This window comes from Nonomuraea sp. NPDC049646 (assembly GCF_044465525.1).
Classification (GTDB): Bacteria; Actinomycetota; Actinomycetes; order Streptosporangiales; family Streptosporangiaceae; genus Nonomuraea.
This window is the reverse complement of the sequence record NZ_JBITLU010000001.1, coordinates 194955-212386: the sequence shown is the minus strand read 5'-3', so window position 1 is coordinate 212386 and position 17432 is coordinate 194955. Positions and strand designations below refer to the sequence as shown.

General features: G+C 72.2%; 15 protein-coding genes and 1 pseudogene. 5 read left to right on the top strand and 11 right to left on the bottom strand.

Annotated elements, in window-relative coordinates:
* The first annotated feature begins 26 nt into the window (after positions 1-26).
* Positions 27-1724, top strand: a complete 1698-nt coding sequence (locus ACIBQ8_RS00965; protein WP_397190624.1) for an ExeM/NucH family extracellular endonuclease — start codon at positions 27-29, stop codon at positions 1722-1724.
* A gap of 150 nt (positions 1725-1874) precedes the next feature.
* Positions 1875-2249, top strand: a complete 375-nt coding sequence (locus tag ACIBQ8_RS00960; protein WP_352351738.1) for a thioredoxin family protein — start codon at positions 1875-1877, stop codon at positions 2247-2249.
* Here ACIBQ8_RS00960 and ACIBQ8_RS00955 read toward each other — a convergent pair.
* Positions 2215-3657 carry an MFS transporter gene (locus ACIBQ8_RS00955; protein WP_397190623.1) on the bottom strand — a complete coding sequence of 481 codons (1443 nt, stop codon included), beginning with the start codon at positions 3655-3657 and terminating at the stop codon, positions 2215-2217. The two genes, ACIBQ8_RS00960 and ACIBQ8_RS00955, sit on opposite strands and share 35 nt — an antisense overlap.
* A gap of 8 nt (positions 3658-3665) precedes the next feature.
* Between ACIBQ8_RS00955 and ACIBQ8_RS00950 the strand changes: the two are divergent.
* Positions 3666-3809 (top strand): annotated as a pseudogene (locus ACIBQ8_RS00950) (LysR family transcriptional regulator); the annotation flags it as partial.
* Between the two features lie 368 nt (positions 3810-4177).
* Positions 4178-4405, top strand: a complete 228-nt coding sequence (locus ACIBQ8_RS00945) for a hypothetical protein (RefSeq protein ID WP_397190622.1) — start codon at positions 4178-4180, stop codon at positions 4403-4405.
* Between the two features lie 43 nt (positions 4406-4448).
* Here the strand turns inward: ACIBQ8_RS00945 and ACIBQ8_RS00940 are convergent, their stop codons facing one another.
* From ACIBQ8_RS00940 to ACIBQ8_RS00925, 4 genes are all read right to left on the bottom strand, one after another.
* Positions 4449-5216 (bottom strand): SAM-dependent methyltransferase, encoded by a 768-nt coding sequence (locus tag ACIBQ8_RS00940; RefSeq protein WP_397167945.1) that lies wholly within the window; start codon positions 5214-5216, stop codon positions 4449-4451.
* 217 nt (positions 5217-5433) lie between these two features.
* Complete coding sequence (locus tag ACIBQ8_RS00935; RefSeq protein ID WP_397167943.1) at positions 5434-6771, bottom strand: class II 3-deoxy-7-phosphoheptulonate synthase; 1338 nt, start codon at positions 6769-6771, stop codon at positions 5434-5436.
* Between the two features lie 68 nt (positions 6772-6839).
* The gene (locus ACIBQ8_RS00930; RefSeq protein WP_397167941.1) at positions 6840-8036 is read right to left on the bottom strand and encodes an FAD-dependent oxidoreductase; all 1197 of its coding nucleotides are present in this window, start codon (positions 8034-8036) and stop codon (positions 6840-6842) included.
* 95 nt (positions 8037-8131) lie between these two features.
* Complete coding sequence (locus ACIBQ8_RS00925; RefSeq protein WP_397167939.1) at positions 8132-9079, bottom strand: LysR substrate-binding domain-containing protein; 948 nt, start codon at positions 9077-9079, stop codon at positions 8132-8134.
* A gap of 77 nt (positions 9080-9156) precedes the next feature.
* Between ACIBQ8_RS00925 and ACIBQ8_RS00920 the strand changes: the two genes are divergently transcribed.
* Positions 9157-11400, top strand: coding sequence for a M64 family metallopeptidase (locus tag ACIBQ8_RS00920; RefSeq protein ID WP_397190621.1), 2244 nt, complete (start codon positions 9157-9159; stop codon positions 11398-11400).
* On the opposite strand, the gene ACIBQ8_RS00915 is transcribed toward ACIBQ8_RS00920, so the two are convergent.
* The 6 genes from ACIBQ8_RS00915 to ACIBQ8_RS00890 are packed head-to-tail and all read right to left on the bottom strand — an operon-like array spanning position 11347 to position 17408.
* Positions 11347-12339 carry a phosphotransferase family protein gene (locus ACIBQ8_RS00915; protein WP_397190620.1) on the bottom strand — a complete coding sequence of 331 codons (993 nt, stop codon included), beginning with the start codon at positions 12337-12339 and terminating at the stop codon, positions 11347-11349. The genes ACIBQ8_RS00920 and ACIBQ8_RS00915 overlap by 54 nt on opposite strands.
* Before the next feature lie 18 nt (positions 12340-12357).
* On the bottom strand, positions 12358-13185 hold the full coding sequence (locus tag ACIBQ8_RS00910; protein ID WP_397190619.1) for an aldose 1-epimerase family protein: 828 nt from the start codon (positions 13183-13185) through the stop codon (positions 12358-12360).
* Positions 13186-13239: 54 nt separating this feature from the next.
* On the bottom strand, positions 13240-14238 hold the full coding sequence (locus ACIBQ8_RS00905; RefSeq protein ID WP_397167932.1) for a LacI family DNA-binding transcriptional regulator: 999 nt from the start codon (positions 14236-14238) through the stop codon (positions 13240-13242).
* Positions 14219-15628: a GH1 family beta-glucosidase gene (locus ACIBQ8_RS00900; RefSeq protein WP_397167930.1), complete on the bottom strand. Its 1410-nt coding sequence runs from the start codon at positions 15626-15628 to the stop codon at positions 14219-14221. Before ACIBQ8_RS00900 ends, ACIBQ8_RS00905 begins: the two co-directional genes overlap by 20 nt.
* Positions 15625-16455 carry a carbohydrate ABC transporter permease gene (locus ACIBQ8_RS00895; protein ID WP_358293033.1) on the bottom strand — a complete coding sequence of 277 codons (831 nt, stop codon included), beginning with the start codon at positions 16453-16455 and terminating at the stop codon, positions 15625-15627. Before ACIBQ8_RS00895 ends, ACIBQ8_RS00900 begins: the two co-directional genes overlap by 4 nt.
* The gene (locus ACIBQ8_RS00890; RefSeq protein WP_397167928.1) at positions 16452-17408 is read right to left on the bottom strand and encodes a carbohydrate ABC transporter permease; all 957 of its coding nucleotides are present in this window, start codon (positions 17406-17408) and stop codon (positions 16452-16454) included. Before ACIBQ8_RS00890 ends, ACIBQ8_RS00895 begins: the two co-directional genes overlap by 4 nt.
* Positions 17409-17432 lie beyond the last annotated feature (24 nt).

Here is a 17432-nt window from a genome sequence, read left to right as displayed (position 1 = left end):
GCAATAATCCCTCTAAAGTGCCGGTCATGCGCGTTTTATCCCGATCAGCACTCGCTGCCCTCGTGGCGGGCGCCCTGACCGCCACCCCGGCCCTCGCCGACACGGCGGCGGCGCCCTGCGACACCCCGGCCGACCGCCGCGTGGCCGAGGTGCAGGGCAGCGGCGACACCGGCCCCCTGACCGGCCAGACCGTACGGGTCGAAGGCATCGTGACCGGCGACTTCCAGCGGACCGACCAGCTCAGCGGCTTCTTCCTCCAGGACCCGCGGCCGGACGCCGACCCCAGGACCTCCGAGGGCCTGTTCGTCTTCGCCCGCGAGTCCGTCAAGGACGTCAAGACCGGCGACCGCGTCCTGGTCACCGGCAAGGCCACCGAGTTCAACGGCTGGACCGAGCTGTCCCCGGTCACCGCCGTGGACGTCTGCGGCACCGGGAGCGTGGCGGCGCAGCCGTACACGCTGCCCCCGGCCGCGGACGGCCTTGAGGCCGTCGAGAACATGCTGCTCACCTTCCCGCAGCCGCTCACCGTGGACGACAACTACAACCTGGGCCGCTTCGGCGAGGTCACGGTGTCGGCGGACGGCCGGCTCTACCAGCCCACCGACCGGCCCGGCGTGGACCCCGCCGCCGACACGCGCCGCTCGCTGCTCATCGACGACGGCTCCAACCGGGAGAACCCGGCGACGCTGCCGCCCGTCACGCGGGCGGGCACCGTGGCCGCCGGCGTCACCGGCGTGCTCGGGTACGGCTTCGGCAAGTACCGCCTCCAGCCCACCAAGCCGATCGCCTACCTGGACGCCAACCCGCGCACGCCGCGGCCCTTCCCGGTGGTGGGCAACGTGAAGGTGGCCTCGTTCAACACCCTCAACTGGTTCACCACCATCGGCTCGCGCGGCGCGAGCAACGCCGGTGAGCAGCAGCGGCAGCTCGCCAAGCTGGTGGCCGCGCTGAAGGGCCTGGACGCCGACGCGGTCGCGCTCATGGAGGTCGAGAACAACGGCCAGACCGCGCTGCAGGCGCTCGTGGACGCCGTCAACGCCGAGGTCGGCGCAGGCACGTACGCGGCGCTCAGCCACCCCTACCCCGGCACGGACCTCATCCAGGTCGGCCTGATCTACAAGCCGGGCAAGCTCACCCCGGTCGGCGAGACCAGGGCCTCGGAGGACCCCGTCTTCAGCCGTCCGCCGCTGATCCAGACCTTCCGCAGGAAGGGCGGGGGCCAGCCGTTCACCATGATCGTCAACCACCTCAAGTCCAAGGGCAGCTGCCCGGCCGGCGGCCCCGACGCCGACCAGGGCGACGGCCAGAGCTGCTGGAACCCCACCCGCGTCAAGCAGGCGCAGGCGCTGCTCGGCATCATCGGCGACCAGGACCTGCCCAACCCGCTCGTGCTCGGCGACCTCAACGCCTACGGCGAGGAGGACCCGATCGACACGCTGGAGGCCGGCGGCCTGACCAGCCTCACCAAGCGGTTCGTGCCGCAGGCGCAGCGCTACAGCTACCTGTTCGACGGCCTGGCCGGCGAGCTCGACCACGCCTTCGCAGGCAAGCAGCTGCTCAAGCGGGTGACCAGCACCACGATCTGGCACATCAACTCCGACGAGCCGCGCATCCGCGACTACAACACCGAGTTCAACCCGCCCGGCCTCTACCAGCCGGACGCCTACCGCTCCTCCGACCACGACCCTCTGGTCATCGGCCTGACCCTGCCCGGCGGCCGCTGACCCGGGCGGAAGGCGCGGCCCGCGGGCCGCGCCTTCCGGCGTTCCGGATCGCCCGCCGCGGCGGGCTCGCGGGCCCTCAGGGCATGGAATGCTGGTGGGGGGTACGTGGTTGACACGGTTGCAATTTCACCGAAAGAGCGAGGAGCCGTTGTGGCGACCATCGAAGTAACAGAGAAGAACTTCAACGACATCGCCGACAAGGGCATCGTGCTGCTCGACTTCTGGGCGACGTGGTGCCCGCCGTGCAAGAAGTTCGGGCCGATCTTCGAAGCGGCCTCCGACAAGCACGACGACATCACCTTCGGCAAGATCGACACTGACGCCGAGCAGGCGCTCGCCCAGGGCTTCGACATCACCTCGATCCCCACGCTGATGGCGATCCGCGACGGCATCGTGGTCTTCGCCCAGGCCGGCGCGATCCCGGCCCCGGCCCTGGAGGACCTCATCCGCCAGGTCCGCGCCCTCGACATGGACGCGATCCGGGCCGAGCTCAGCGAGGAGCTGAAGAACGCCGAGCAGAACTGACCCCGGCGGGCCCCGCCTGCACGGCGGGGCCCTCGCGTCGCCCCGCCCGCGCCAGGGCGGCGGCCAGCGGGAACACCGCGATCACCACGAGCGTGCCGGGCAGCCCGGCCAGGCGTGACAGCGCGCCCGCCACGCCCAGCCCGATCCCGCCGCCGACGAAGAACGTCAGGTTCAGCAGGCCCATCGCGCCGCCGCGCCGCTCCACCGGGAAGCTCGCCGACATCCGGGCCGTGATCACCACCTGGGCCAGCGAGAACGCCGGGAACCCGAGCGAGGCGGCCACCACCAGCAGCACCGCGGCCCATCCCGCCGGCCCGCCGGGTCCGGCCTGCCCGCCGGTGAGCGCCCCGGCGAGCCCCGCCGCGACCAGGCAGAGCGCGAACGCCGCCGCCACGGCGGGCAGCAGCCACGACCGGGTGCCCGCGATCCTGGCCAGCACCACGCCCACCAGCGCGCCCGGCAGCAGCCAGGCGCCGATCGTCAGCACGCTCCACCCGTGCACCCCGGCCAGGAGTTGCGGGGCGGCCCACATGGTGGCGAACAGGCCGCCGTACACGCCGACGCCGATCAGGGCGGCCCTGCGGAAGACGCGGTCGGCCGGCAGGTCAGGCGGGACGAACGCGCCCGCGACCGTACGGGTGCGCCGGACCAGCGCGGCCCCCGCGAGCGCCGCCACCACCCCGGCCAGCGCCGCGACCGGCCAGGCCAGTCCCAGGTTTGCCGACTGGACGAGCACGAGGAACGCCGACACGCCCGCCGCCAGCAGCCCCGCGCCCACGACGTCCACCCGGCCGCCCGACCCCGCCCGCCGCGCCACCGGCAGGCAGAACGGCACCGCCACCAGCGCCAGCGCGGGCAGCGCGAGCGTGAGCCGCCACGACAACGCCTGGGTGACCAGCCCGCCGGCCAGCGTCGCGCCCGCCGAGAACACCGCCATCGCGCTGCCGAACCAGGCCAGCACCGCCTGGCGCCGCTCCGGCTCGGCCGTGGCCGCCAGGTTCAGCGCGACCGCCGACAGCGCGCCCGACCCCGCCGCCAGCACCGCCCGCGCCGCCACGAGCGCGGGCAGCGACGGCGCCACCAGGCAGGCCAGCGCCCCCGACGCCAGCACCGCCGAGCCGAGCAGCAGCGTGCGGCGCACCCCCCACGCGTCCGACAGGCGCCCGAACAGCGCCGTCCCGATGCCCAGCGCCAGCGCGTGCGCGGTCAGCACCCACACCACCGCGGCAGGACGCGCCCCCAGCTCGACGGCGACGTCCGGCAGGGCCACCCCGGCCGCCGTGACGCCGAACACGGCCGGGCCGAAGAGCGCGCCCAGCCTGATCCCGATCGATCCACTCCCGTTCATGCGGGCCAGTCCATCGCGGGAAGAGCGGGCGAACCAGGAGACGTTCTCCTGGACAGTCATCACGGATCATGATGAATGGAGACACAGTGGAGTTGCGGCAGCTCGCCTACTTCGTCGCCGTCGCCGACGAGGGCGGCTTCGGCCGGGCCGCCGAGCGGCTGCACATCGTGCAGCCCGCGGTCAGCCAGCAGGTGAGCAGGCTGGAACGCGAGCTGGGCGCGCGCCTGTTCGACCGGTCGACCCGGCACGTACGGCTGACGGAGGCGGGGGAGCGGCTGCTGCCCGAGGCCCGCGCGGTGCTGGCCGCGGCCGAACGGGCCCGCCGGGCGGTCACCGGCCACCTGGCCGAGACGACCCTGCGGCTCGGCGTGTCCGCCGCGCCCGGCACCCGCCTGTACCCGATGCTCGACCGGCTCGACCCCGGCCTGCGGGTCCGGCTCAGCAAACAGGGGCTGGCCGAGCGGCTGGCGGCGGTGCGCTCGGCCTCGCCCAGCTCGGCGACCTGCCCGTACGGCTCGCCCCCCGCGAGCGCAACCCGCCCTTCCACGACCTGGTCACCGGAGCCCTGGCGCGGGCGGGCGTGGACCCGCCGCGCGGCCCGGCCTTCACCGGCCTGCACGACACGCTCATCGACCTGGCCTCGGGCCCGCCGTCGTGGACGCTGTTCTACCCGGTCTTCGACGAGCTGCCGCCGGTCCGCGGCGTGGCCTACGCCGGCCTGGACGAGCCCGAGGTGCGCACGTACCTGGCCGTGCCGGCCGGGCCGCCGACGGCCCGGGTGCGGCAACTCCTGGCGGCCCTGCCCTGACCGCGCCCGGGGCGAGGGCCCCGGGCGCGGATCCGGCCGTCCGTCAGGGCTTGCGGGCGACGCCGACGTAGCCGACGTCGGTGCCGTTCGTCAGGGCGGGCGGCTCGGTGGGACGCCAGTCCTGGGGGAAGACCAGGCCCGGGTCGGCCAGCTCGTAGCCCTCGAAGAAGGCCAGGATCTCCTTGTCGGTCCGCAGGCTCAGCGCGGCCGTGGCCTGGTTGTAGACCTCCAGCGCCTGCGGGGTGGTGTCGGGCTTGGCGTCGATGGCGTGGCTGATCACCAGATGGCTGCCGGGGGCGCTGACCTCGCGCAGCCGGGCCACGATCGGGTGGGCCTGCTCGTCGGGGATGAAGTGCAGGATCGCCAGCATGAGGAAGGCCACCGGCTGGTCGAAGTCGATCAGCGCGCCCAGCTTGTCCAGCAGGGTGTCCACCTCGCGGATGTCGGCCTGCAGGATGTCGACGTTGTCCGTACGGGCCAGCAGCGCCCGGCCGTGGACGCAGACCACCGAGTCGTAGTCGACGTAGACCACGCGGGCCTCGGGCGCGATCTCGTGCGTGTTGCCCTGCGTCGGCAGCCCGGCGCCCAGGTCGACGATCTGCCGTACGCCCGAGTCCACCAGATGCCGCACGGCCCGCTGCAGGAACGCCCGGTTGGAGCGGGCGGCCTCCTTGGTGTTGGGGAACACCTTGAGGATCTGCTCGGCCGCGGCGCGGTCGGCCGCGAAGTTGTCCTTGCCGTCGAGGTAGTAGTCGTACATCCGCGCGACGTTGGGGACGTTGGGGTCGACCCCCTCGGGGGCACTGTCCACTATTTCTCCCGAAATTTCGGTCCTTCGGGTGATCATAGCCTCGCCGACCCCGCCCGCACTGGAATTCGGTTCGGTTTCCCGCGCGGCGCGCGTCACGAGCACGCGCCGCGCGGAACCGGCTCACCCTGGGTGGACACCACGCTCAGCGGTACGGCCCAGCCCCGTGGACCTCAGCCCCGCCGGAGCCCAGCCTCGGCGGAGCCCAGCCTCGGGGAGCTCAGCCGCGGTACAGCTCGGCCACGCGGAAGGCGAGGTCGAGCGACTGGCCGCGGTTGAGCCGCGGGTCGCAGGCCGTCTCGTAGCGGGTGCCGAGGTCGCCCTCGACGATCTCGTGGCCGCCGCCCACGCACTCGGTGACGTCGTCGCCGGTGAACTCGATGTGGATGCCGCCCGGGTGGGTGCCGAGCGCGCGGTGGACCTCGAAGAACCCGGCGACCTCGTCGAGCACGTCGTCGAAGTGGCGCGTCTTGTGCCCGCTGGGCGCCTCGAAGGTGTTGCCGTGCATCGGGTCGCAGATCCAGGCCACCTGGGCGCCGGCGGCCGTGACCTCCTTGACCAGGGTGGGCAGGTGCTCACGGATCTTGGAGGCGCCCATCCGGGTGATGAACGTGAGCCGGCCGGGCTCGTTGTCCGGGTTGAGCTTCTGGATCAGCGCCAGCGCCTCCTCCGGCGAGGTCGTCGGGCCGAGCTTGACGCCGATCGGGTTGCGGATGCCGGCGAAGAAGTCGACGTGCGCGCCGTCGAGCTGGCGGGTGCGCTCGCCGATCCAGACCATGTGCGCCGAGACGTCGTAGGGCAGGCCGGTGCGCGAGTCGATGCGGGTGAGCGCCCGGTCGTAGTCGAGGATGAGCGCCTCGTGGGAGGAGTAGAACTCGACCGTGTGGAACTCCTCGGGCTCGGCCCCGCAGGCCCGCATGAAGGCCAGCGCCTGGTCGATCTCGCGGGCGAGCTGCTCGTAGCGGCGCCCGGCGGGCGACTCGGCCACGAAGTCCTGGTTCCAGGCGTGCACCTGGCGCAGGTCGGCGTAGCCGCCCTTGGTGAAGGCGCGCGCCAGGTTGAGCGTCACCGCCGAGGAGTGGTATGCCTTCAGCAGCCGCCACGGGTCGGGCTCGCGCGACTCGGCGGTGAACTCGAACCCGTTGACCATGTCGCCCCGGTAGGCCGGCAGCTCCACGCCGTCGCGGATCTCGGTGCCCTTCGACCGCGGCTTGGCGAACTGGCCCGCCACCCGGCCGATCTTCACGACCGGCACCTTCGCCGCGTAGGTCAGCACGATCGCCATCTGCAGCAACGTCTTGAGCTTGTTGCGCACGTTGTCGGCGGTCGCGCCGGAGAAGGTCTCGGCGCAGTCGCCGCCCTGCAGGACGAACGCCTCTCCGCGCGAGACGGCCGCCAGCTGCCTCTTGAGCTGGTCGCACTCGCCGGCGAAGACGAGCGGGGGCAGGCCGCCGAGCTCGGCGACGACCTTGTCGAGCTCACCGCGATCGGGCCAGTCGGGCTGCTGGGCCGCGGGGAGGGCTCGCCAGGAATCGAGATCCACGAGATTGCTGCTCACGAGATACGAGGGTATTCCACTGACCCGGCACCACCGACCCCCTTGTCCACGTTGTGAGAATGCATTTATCAGCTTTCGGGAGACTTCACATGCTCAGGCAGCACGCCGAGGCCGATGAAACGCCGCGGCAGCCGGTTGAGCAGCGGGATCCTGGTGAGGTCGCGCGGCATCCTGGACGCGTCGAACCGCCGGCCCAGCGCAGGCGTGATCACCCGGTTCTGCACCAGCCGCTGGGCCGCCTGGGTGACCCGCGTGGGCAGCATGCGCCGCCGCTGCAGCCGGTGCAGGACGGACTCCGGGATCGGCAGGCCCGCGGCGAGCGGCGCGGCCAGCAGGTTGGCGGCGGCCACCGCGTCCTGGACGGCCAGGTTGATGCCCACCCCGAACACCGGCGACATGGCGTGCGCGGCGTCCCCGATGCACAGGAATCCCGGGCGGTGCCAGCGGCGCAGCCGGTTGAGCGCGACCGTGAGCACGCTGACGTCGTCGAAGCCCTCGATCTGCCCGACCCGGTCGGCCAGGTACGGCAGCAGCGTGGCCACCGGCCGGCGCAGGGCGTCGATGCCCTGCCCGGTCAGCCGCCCGAAGCCGCCCTTGGGGATCAGGTAGGCGAGCTGCCAGTAGGTCTCGCGGTTGATGGCGACCATCATGTGGCCGCTGGAGATGCGCAGGAAGGTGTCGTCGGGGTCGTCGTCGTGGCGGGGCAGGCGGAACCAGACCACGTCCATCGGCGCGTGCAGGTCCTGGGGGACCAGGCCGGCGCGGGCGCGCAGCGCCGAGTGCCGCCCGTCGGCCGCCACGGTCAGCGTGGCCCGCAGCTCGTGCTCGCCGGACGGGTCGCGGTAGCGCACCCCGCGCACGGCCCCGCCCTCGCGGATCAGGTCGTGGGCCTCGGCGTTCATCAGCAGCCGGAAGTTCGGGTACGCGCTCGCGGCCGAGGTGACCAGCTTGAGGAAGTCCCACTGGGGCACGAACGCGATGTAGTCGTAGCCGCCCGGCAGGCCGCGCAGGCTGGCGAGCCTGATGTCGCCGGCGTCGGTCACCAGCCGCAGCTCGTGGGCCTTGCGGTGGGGCAGCTTCAGGAAGTCCTCCGCCAGGCCGAGCTCGGCCAGCACGCGCAGGGTGGAGGGGTGGATCGTGTCGCCGCGGAAGTCACGCAGGAAGTCGGCGTGCTTCTCCAGCAGCGTGACCTCGACGCCGGCCCTGGCCAGCAGCAGTCCGAGCACGGCCCCGGCGGGACCGCCTCCGGCTATCACACAAGTCATAATTCATCACCCAATGAGATTGTGTCACGTCCCCGGAAATGAGCAAGCCCCCGCCGCCCTCCGGCGTGCCCCGGGCGGCGGTGAGCGGGGCGGGGTCAGGAGGGGAGGGGCGGGCGGCCGTAGCGGGCCGTCCAGGCGGTGTAGACCGGGCTGCGGGCCGCCACGGCGGCGTGGGCCGCGCGGGCGCTCTCCAGCAGCGCCGGCGCGTGCGCGGCGAACGACGACCGCCAGATGAGCACCTGGCGCATCCACAGCGGGTTCCCGCGCAGCGGCAGCACCGACACCCGCTCGCCCGGGTCGTAGAGCGCCTGGCAGGCCGACACCGCGTGCCCGGCCGCGATCAGCTCCCGCCGCACCCCGGCCTCCACGAGCTGGTACCGCCCGCGCGGCGTGAACCCGGCCCGCCGGCACGCCTCCAGCAGGTGCTCCGGCCAGCCCATCCCGTCGGGCGGCGGCAGCACCCACGGCTCGCCCGCCAGCTCGGCCAGCTCCACCTCGGTACGCCCGGCCAGCGGATGGGCGGCGGGCAGCGCCACGAACACCGGCTCGACCGCCACCACGCCCATCCCCATGGCCGGGCCGGGCCGCAGCTCGTGGTCGGGGTAGTCGGCCACCAGCGCCACGTCGAGCCGCCCGTTGGCCACCATGTCCACCAGCACCCGGACGTAGTGCTCGGTCTGCAGCGTGATCCGCGCCTCGGGCAGCGCGCCCGCCAGGTTGGCGACGAGGGGCACGACGACGGGGTTCTCGAAGCCCCCCACCCGGACCGCCTGCCCGGCCAGCTCGTACGGCCCGGCGGCCAGCAGGTCGTCCACCCCGGCCAGCACCACTCGCGCCCTGGCCAGCACGAACTCCCCGAACGCGGTGGCCGCCACGCCGCGGTGGTCGCGGGTGAAGACCGCCCCGCCGAGCAGGCGCTCGATCCGGCCGAGCTGGGCGGTGAGCGCGGGCTGGGAGACGCCGAGCGCCGCCGCGGCCCTGGTCACACTGCCGTGGTCGGCGATGGCGCGCAGCGTCCTGAGATGTCTCAGTTCGAGCTGCATCCCGCAGAAGCTATCACTCCGGAGTTATGCCCTTATGGGATGAGACTGCCGCATCCATCGGGCCGATAGTGCATGACATGCGTAGATTCGCGGCCCTGGTGCTGGCCGCCGCTGTTCTATATGTCCCATCCGCCCACGCGTCCGCAGCCGCCGACGGGCCCGGCGCGGCCACCGTCGTGCCGGTCCAGGTGACCGGCGCCCCGGCCAAGCGGTTCAACCTGATCGTCATGGGCGACGGCTACACCGAGGCCGAGCAGGCGAAGTTCCGGGCCGACGTGGACCGGCACCTCAACGTGATGTGGTCGATCGAGCCGTTCAAGACCTACCGCGACTACATCAACGTCTACCGGATCGACATCGTCTCCGGCGAGTCCGGCGTGAGCTGCGACCCCGGCCTGGACGCGCCCCGCCGTACCACGCCGCTGAGCATGGGCTTCTGGGGCGGCTGCAACCCCGGCAGCGTGCAGCGGCTGATCACCATGGACAACTCCGCCGCCACCCGGTTCGCCAACCTGGTCACCGGGACGACGTCGGGCAACCGGCAGATCCTCGCCCTGGCCAACAGCGGCACCTACGGCGGCGCGGGCGGCAGCTACGCCACCGCCTCGGGCAGCAACTCCATGTCCGCCCTGATCAGCCCGCACGAGCTCGGCCACTCCCTCGGCGGCCTCCAGGACGAGTACGACTACTACCAGCGCGGCGTCCCCGGCGGGACCTACGGCGGCGCCGAGCCCTCCAGCGCGCACCACAGCCTGCTGACCGAGCAGCAGATGCTCGACCAGCGCCGCAAGTGGTGGCGGTGGCTGGGCGAGGACAGCGAGTCCGGCGGCCCGATCGCCCGCTACGAGGGCGGCCTGTACTACACGAGCGGCGTGTGGCGGCCGAGCAAGCACTCCATGATGAAGACCCTCGGCTACTACTTCGACCAGGTCAGCCGCGAGGTCATGACCCAGCGCATCACCGCCAAGACCACGCTGATCCAGGACTCCGCGCCCACCGCCGCGCCCGTCGGGGCCGACCGGGTGCTCTGGGTCGAGCCGATGCGCCCGGCCGGGCACTCGCTGACCACCACCTGGGCCGTGGACGGCAAGAACCTGCCCGGCGACGCCGACGTCCTCGACCTGCGCACGCTGGGCCTGGCCGCGGGCACGCACACGGTCACGGCCACGGTCGCCGACCCCACGGAGTTCGTCCGGGACCCGGCCATCCGGACGGCCATGAGCAGGACCCGCACCTGGACCGTGGACACCACGCTCAGCACGCCGCCCGACGGCGTCCAGGCCGCCGTCGTGTCGTCCACGCCGACGGACCGCCCGGCCGGACGCGACACCGTCGTGTACGTCGAGACCACCCACCCGGCGGCGTCCGTCCCCGCCGTCACCTGGGCGCTGGACGGCCGGCCGGCGGGCACCGGCGCCGAGTTCGACCTGGGCGCGGCCGGCCTGGCGCCCGGCGCCCACACCCTCACCGCCACCCTCGGCGCCACCACGCTCACCTGGCAGGTCGACGCCACCGAGCCCACCACCGGCTACGAGCTGTCCGAGCCGCTGGCCCGCTCCGGCGACACCTACGTCTACAACGGCCCGTTCACGATGAAGCTCACCGGCGACGACGACCGCGACGGCTACGTCGTCTCGGAGTCCCGGGTGGACGGCGACGGCTGGTTCAACTACTTCGGCTGGCCCACCTCCTCCGAGCTGCCCTGGACGTTCACCGAGCAGGGCACCGTCATCGACTCCCTGGTCTACGGCAAGCTGCCGCGCGGCCGGCACACCGTCGAGTACCGCTCGATCGACGCCGCCGGCAACTACGGGCAGGCCAAGAGCTTCACCGTCACCACCATCGCCCCGCCGCCCGCCTGCGACCGCACGGTCACCGGCGCGCACCGGGGCCCGCTCACCGTGGCCGGCGGCGTCACCTGCCTGAAGGACGCCGAGGTCACCGGCCCGGTCACGGTCAAGGCCGGCGCCTCCCTGGTGACCGACGGCGGCCGGATCAGCGGCACGCTCACCGCCGCCAGGCCCGCCGCCGTGCACCTGATCAGGACGCGCGTGGATGGCGTGCTCAGCGTCACCGGCGCCGCCCAGCTCACGGTCGTGGGCGCCGAGCTGCGCGGCGCGGCCGTGCTCACCGGCAACACCGCGCCGATCCTGTCGGGCGTCACGGTCAAGGGCGCGCTCGCCTGCACCGGCAACAACCCCGGACCGGCCGACCTCGGCGTGCCGAACCAGGTGGACGGCGCGGGCGGCGGTCAGTGCGGCAAGCTGTCAGCGGGCGTCAAGGGGAAGCCGTACGAGGCGGTCCAGGACGTCCGTCAGTGAGCTGACGGCCAGATCGCGGACCCTGGCGTACTCGGACTCCGGGTACTGCCGGGGTCCGTTCTCCACCAGCAGGATCAGGTAGAGGTAGGCGCGGTACAGGTCGAGCCGGACGCGGGCCGAGGAGGTCAGCTCCAGCGGCGTCACCTCGCGGTAGCCGGCCAGCAGCGGGTCGTCCTCGCGCAGCTCGTCGAAGATCGTCGGGGTGACGAACTCGGCGATCGGGTCGCCCCAGAACGCCCGCTCGTGGTCGATGATCGCCTGGATGCGCGGCTCGCCGGTCAGGTCGAGGAACACGTTCCCGGCCCAGACGTCGAAGTGCACCAGGCACGGCGTGGTCACCTCGTCCAGCACCGGCGCGGCCCGCTCGAAGATCGCCATGATCTCGGCGGCCGGGCGGGGCAGCGGCGCCGGGTAGCGCTCGGTGTCGGCCAGCAGCGCGCCGGCCATGGCCAGGAACGCCTCCCGCCAGGTCGAGCCGACGATCCCGGCGTGCGGGTAGCCGAACACCTCGCCGGTCACCGCGTTGAAGGCGGCCAGATGGCGGCCGAGCTCCCGGCGCAGCGCCTGCTCGCCCTCGGGCTTGACGTCGTTCCAGGAGACCCCGTCGAGCGCGGTCAGCATCAGGTAGTCGCCGCCGAGCACCGGGTCGTCGAACCCGGCCACCAGCAGCTCGGCCATCGGCACGCCCGCCGCGGCGGCCAGCTCGTAGGCGGCGGCCTCCATGCGCAGCAGGTTGCGCTCGTAGCTGAGCTGGTCGAGGTCGGGCGAGGGGGAGAGCTTGAGCACCACCTCGCGGCCGTCCTCCAGGGTCAGCCGCCACACGGCGTTGGCGTAACCGTCGGTCAGCTCGACGGCCGTGAAGACACCGGCCCCCACGGCCCGCCTGGCCAGCGCGTCGAGCTCGGCGGGCGATAAGCGGCGCTTGGTCCTGCTGTCCACGCAAGGCCCCTTCCGGGTTCAGGCGACGCTGATCGTCCAGCTCGCCACGTGTTCGTCGCCCGGCCGCAGCACGACCAGGTCGGTGCCGGAGTTGAAGGCGTCGGGCGGGCAGGTCATCGGCTCGACCGCGACGCCCTCGTAGCCGAGCTGCCGGCTCGTGCAAACCTGCACCCACGGCAGCACCGCCGGGTCCCAGGCGAGCCGCACCACGCCGGCCCGCACCTCCCCCCGGTCGAGGCCGGTGAAGGCGTGGTCGATCACGGTGTCGCCGACCGGGCGCGGCTTCCTGAAGTCGTACGGGGTGCCGGCGACGTCGGCCAGGCCGGCCGGCAGCAGCCGGTCGTCGGTCGTCAGGTAGCGGGCGGCGGGCAGCTCCAGCTCCTCGCCCAGCAGCCACGGGTGGGGCCCGCAGCCGTAGGGGGCGTCGGCCTCGCCGGTGTTGCGGGCCGTGACCGTCGTGGTCAGGCCGCCCGCGTCGAGCCGGTGCTCGGCCGACAGCGCCAGCGCGAACGGGTAACCGGGGGCACCGGCCAGCTCGTACGTCAGGCGCGCCCGATCGGCCTCGGCCTCGGCCACCTTCCAGTCGACGACGGCGACCAGGCCGTGCAGCGCGTGACCGCGGTCGGGCTCGGTCACCTCCAGCCGGTGCGAGCGGCCCTGGAAGGTGTAGCGGGCGCCGCCCACCCGGTTGGGCCAGGGAGCCAGGACGGTGCCCGCGAAGTAGGGGACCGGGCCCTGCTCGGGCCAGGTCGTCACCAGGTCGCGCCCGCCGTGCCGGAGCATTCTGAGCGCGGCGCCGCGCGGGCTGATCTGCGCGGTGTAGCCGCCGCCTTCGAGCTGGGGCACGGGAGAAGGTCCTTTCGTCGGGCGTGCGAGCAGCCGGGCCAGGATAACGCCTGGTCAGGCAGACTCTCGGCGAACCAGGTGCGTGTCGAGGATCACCACGGGCTGGCGCAGCTCCTCGCCGTTGATGCGGGCCACGAGGAGCTGGGCCATCTGGCGGCCCATGGCCTCCGTGGGCTGGTGGACGGTGGTCAGCGGCGGATCGGCGTGCAGCGCCGCCTTGGAGTCGTCGAAGCCGATCACGGCGACGTCGCCCGGGATCGCCCTGCCCGCGGCCTTGAGCACGCGCATCGCGCCCAGGGCCATCGGGTCGGAGGCGGCGAAGACCGCGTCGAGCTCGGGATGGCTGTCCAGCAGCTCCTGCATGGCGGTGGCGCCGCTCTCCTCGGAGAAGTCGCCGAAGGCCACGATCTCCGGCAGCCCCGAGGGCAGCAGCGCGTCGCGGTAGCCGGCCAGACGGTCGACGCCCACGCCCATGTCCTGGGGGCCGGCGATCGTGGCGATCGCGCCCCGGCCGAGGCCCAGCAGGTGTTTGACCGCCTGCCGGGCCCCCGCACGGTTGTCCATGTCCACGAAGCTGTAGGGATCGAGGCCGACGGGCCTGCCGCCGAGCACGGTCGGCACGCCCATCTCCTCCAGCCTGCCCGGCAGCGGGTCGGCGCCGTGCAGCGACAGCAGCAGCACGCCGTCGACGTGCTGCCCCGTCAGGTACGTCTCCAGCCGCTCGTGCTCCTCGGGGGAGCGCGCCATCGCCAGGATCAGCTGCAGCCCGGTCTCGGCCAGCGCCGAGCCGATGCCGCGGATGGTGCCGGCGAAGTACGGCTCGTCGAAGACCCGGAACTGGGACTCCGACACCACCAGGGCGACCGTGTCCGTGCGGCGCGTGACGAGGGCACGCGCCGCCCTGTTGGGCACGTAGCCCAGCTCGCGGATGGCCAGCTCGACGGCCTCGCGGGCCTTCGCGCTGACGTTCGGCGAGCCGTTGATGACTCTCGACACCGTGCCCCGGCCCACACCGGCCCGAGCCGCGACTGCCTCAAGAGTCGGTCGGTTCATGTCGCCTATTCTGCCGGATGATCTCCGAGTACCAGTGCGCGCTGTCCTTGAGCAGTCGCTCCTGGGTGTCGAAGTCGACGTGGACCAGGCCGAAACGCTTGCCGTAACCCCAGGCCCACTCGAAGTTGTCCATCAGCGACCAGGCGAAGTAGCCCTGCAGGGGCACGCCCGCGTCGATCGCCTGCCTGCACGCGCCGAGGTGCGCCTCCACGTACGCCTGCCGCTGCGCGTCGTGGATGCGGCCGTCGGCCAGCACGTCGTCGAAGGCGGCGCCGTTCTCGGAGACCACCATCGGGATCGGCGGGTAGTCCCGCGCCACCCGGGTGAGCACCTCCACCAGGCCGTCCTCGTCGATCTCCCAGCCCATCGCGGTGACCGGACGGCCGCCGTTGACGAACGAGACGTGCTCGCTGCCCACCCACGGCGAGGCCGTGTCCGTGGGGGCCGCCGCCGCCGACGCCCTGCCGCCGGGCGCGCCGGAGACCGTGAAGCGGCTGTAGTAGTTGACCAGCAGCACGTCGATCGGCGCGTTGATGATCTTCATGTCACCCGGCCGCACGAGGTCGTCGTCGATCGGGATGTCGTTCAGGACGTCCTCGGGGTAGCGGCCGGTCAGCATCGCGTCCAGGAAGAACCGGTTCTGCAGGCCGTCGATGCGGCGGGCCGCGTCCAGGTCGGCCTCGCTGCCGGTCTCGGGGGAGATCGCGTACAGGTTGACGCAGCCGCCCGCGCGGCGCGCGTCCATCGCCTGGACGGCCAGGCCGTGGGCCAGGTTGAGGTGATGCGCGCCCCTGATCGCGTTGCGCGGCTCACGCCGGCCGGGGGCGTGCTCGCCCGAGGCGTAGCCGAGGAACGCGGCGCACCACGGCTCGTTGACCGTGCTGAAGGTGTGGACGTGGTCCTTCAGCGCCTCGTGCACGATCGTGGCGTACTCGGCGAAGCGGTAGGCCGTGTCGCGGTTGGGCCAGCCGCCCTTGTCCTCCAGCTCCTGCGGCAGGTCCCAGTGGTAGAGGGTCAGCCACGGGTCGATGCCGTTCTGCCGGAGCTCTTCGGTGAGCCGCTTGTAGAAGTCCAGGCCCTTCTGGTTGACCGCGCCCGAGCCGGTCGGCTGGATCCGCGGCCAGGACACCGAGAAGCGGTAGGCCGTCAGGCCCAGGTCCGCCATGATGGCGACGTCCTGCCGGTATCGGTGGTAGTGGTCCATGGCCACGTCCCCGTGGTGCCCGTTGAGCACCCGTCCGGGGGTCTTGGTGAAGGTGTCCCAGATGGACGGGCCGCGTCCGTCCTCGGTGACCGCGCCCTCGATCTGGTACGCCGAGGTGGCCGCGCCGAACGCGAAACCGGGAGGGAAGCGCAGCCCGGGACGAATCTGTTCCTCTTGTGTCGTCACGCCTTGACCGCACCTTCCATGAGTCCGCCGACGATCTGGCGGCCGAATGCGACGAATACCGCGATGAGCGGAATGATGGACAGCGCGGTACCCGCGAAGATCAGCGAGTAGCTGGTCGAGTAGCGCGCGTTGAGCGAGTTGATGGCGATCTGCACGGTCGGGTTGTCCGGCGTCAGCACGATCAGCGGCCACATGTAGTCGTTCCACATGAGCATGAAGGTGTTGATGCCGAGCACCGCCATGCCCGGACGCACGGCCGGCAGCACGACGTTCCACCAGATCCGCAGCGTCGCCGCGCCGTCCACCCTGGCCGCCTCGACCAGTTCGTTCGGCACGGCCTGCCGCGTGTACTGCGTCATCAGGAACACGCCGAACCCGTTGAGCAGGTACGGCAGGATGATGGCCTTCAGCGTGCCGGTCCACTCCAGGCTCACCATCATGCGGTAGAGCGGGACCACGCCCATCTGCTGCAGCGGCACCGCCATCGTCAGCAGCACGAGCAGCAGCAGGATGTTGCGGCCCTTGAACTGCAGGCTGGCGAAGGCGAACCCGGCCAGGGTGGAGATGATCACCACGGACACGGTGACGATCGCCGCGCTGAAGAAGGAGTTGGTCAGGCCGAGCAGGAAGTGCGCGTCCTCGTTCTCCAGCACCGCGACGATGTTCTCGCCGAGGTTGCCGCCGGGCAGGAACTTCGGCGGCACCGACACGGCGTCGGAGTTCGTGCGCGAGGCGATGACGAGCATCCAGTACAGCGGGAACGCCGACAGGAAGATGGCCACCCCGAGCATGACCCGCGTCATGACGGTCGGTTTCCAGCCGGTCACTTGGCGCCTCCGATCCGCCGGACGAACAGGAAGTTGACGGCCGCGCCGATCAGGATCAGCAGGAACAGCAGCCAGGCGGCGGCCGCGGCGTAGCCGTAGTCGAACTCGCGGAAGCCCTGCTTGACGACGAACATCGCCACCGTCTGGAACTGGCCCTGCGAGCCGCCGTCCACGTTGCCGTTGTAGAAGGTGGTCGGCTCGGAGAACAGCGTCAGGCCGCCGATCGTGGAGTTGAGCACCACGAAGATCATGGTCGGGCGCAGCATCGGCAGCGTGATCTGCCAGAACTGGCGCCGCCGGGACGCGCCGTCGATGGCGGCCGCCTCGTACAGGTCCTTGGGGATCGTCTGCATGCCGGCCAGGAAGATGATGGCGTTGTAGCCCGTCCAGCGCCAGTCGACCATCGCGGCGATGGCCAGCCAGGACGGGAAGCGCTCGGCCCGCCAGTTGATCTTGTCCCCGCCGAACCAGCCCAGGACCCAGTTGACCAGGCCCCAGTCGCGCGCGAACAGCTGGGTGAACACCACCGCGACCGCGACCACCGAGGTGACCAGCGGCAGCAGCACGCTCATGCGGATCGGCAGCCGCCAGCGCAGCTTCTTGTTCAGCGCGTTGGCCAGGAACAGCGCCATCAGCATCTGCGGGATCGTGGCGAGCAGGAAGATGCCGACGGTGTTGGTGACGGCGTTCCAGAAGTCCTCGTCGGCCAGCAGCGCGGCGTAGTTGCCCAGCCCGGCCCACTTGGTGTCGCCGGCCAGGTCGTAGTCGTAGAGCGAGTAGTAGAGCGTGAAGGCCAGCGGGAACAGCCCGAAGGCGGCGAACAGCAGGAAGTACGGGGACACCAGGGCGTACGGCATGGCTCTGACGTCGAGTCGAGAGCGCCAGAAGCGGCCGGGTGGGCGGGCGCGGCGACGGTTGGTCCGCACCGGCCGCGGATGAGAGTCGAAGCTCATAAACAGACCTTTCGGCGGCAAGCC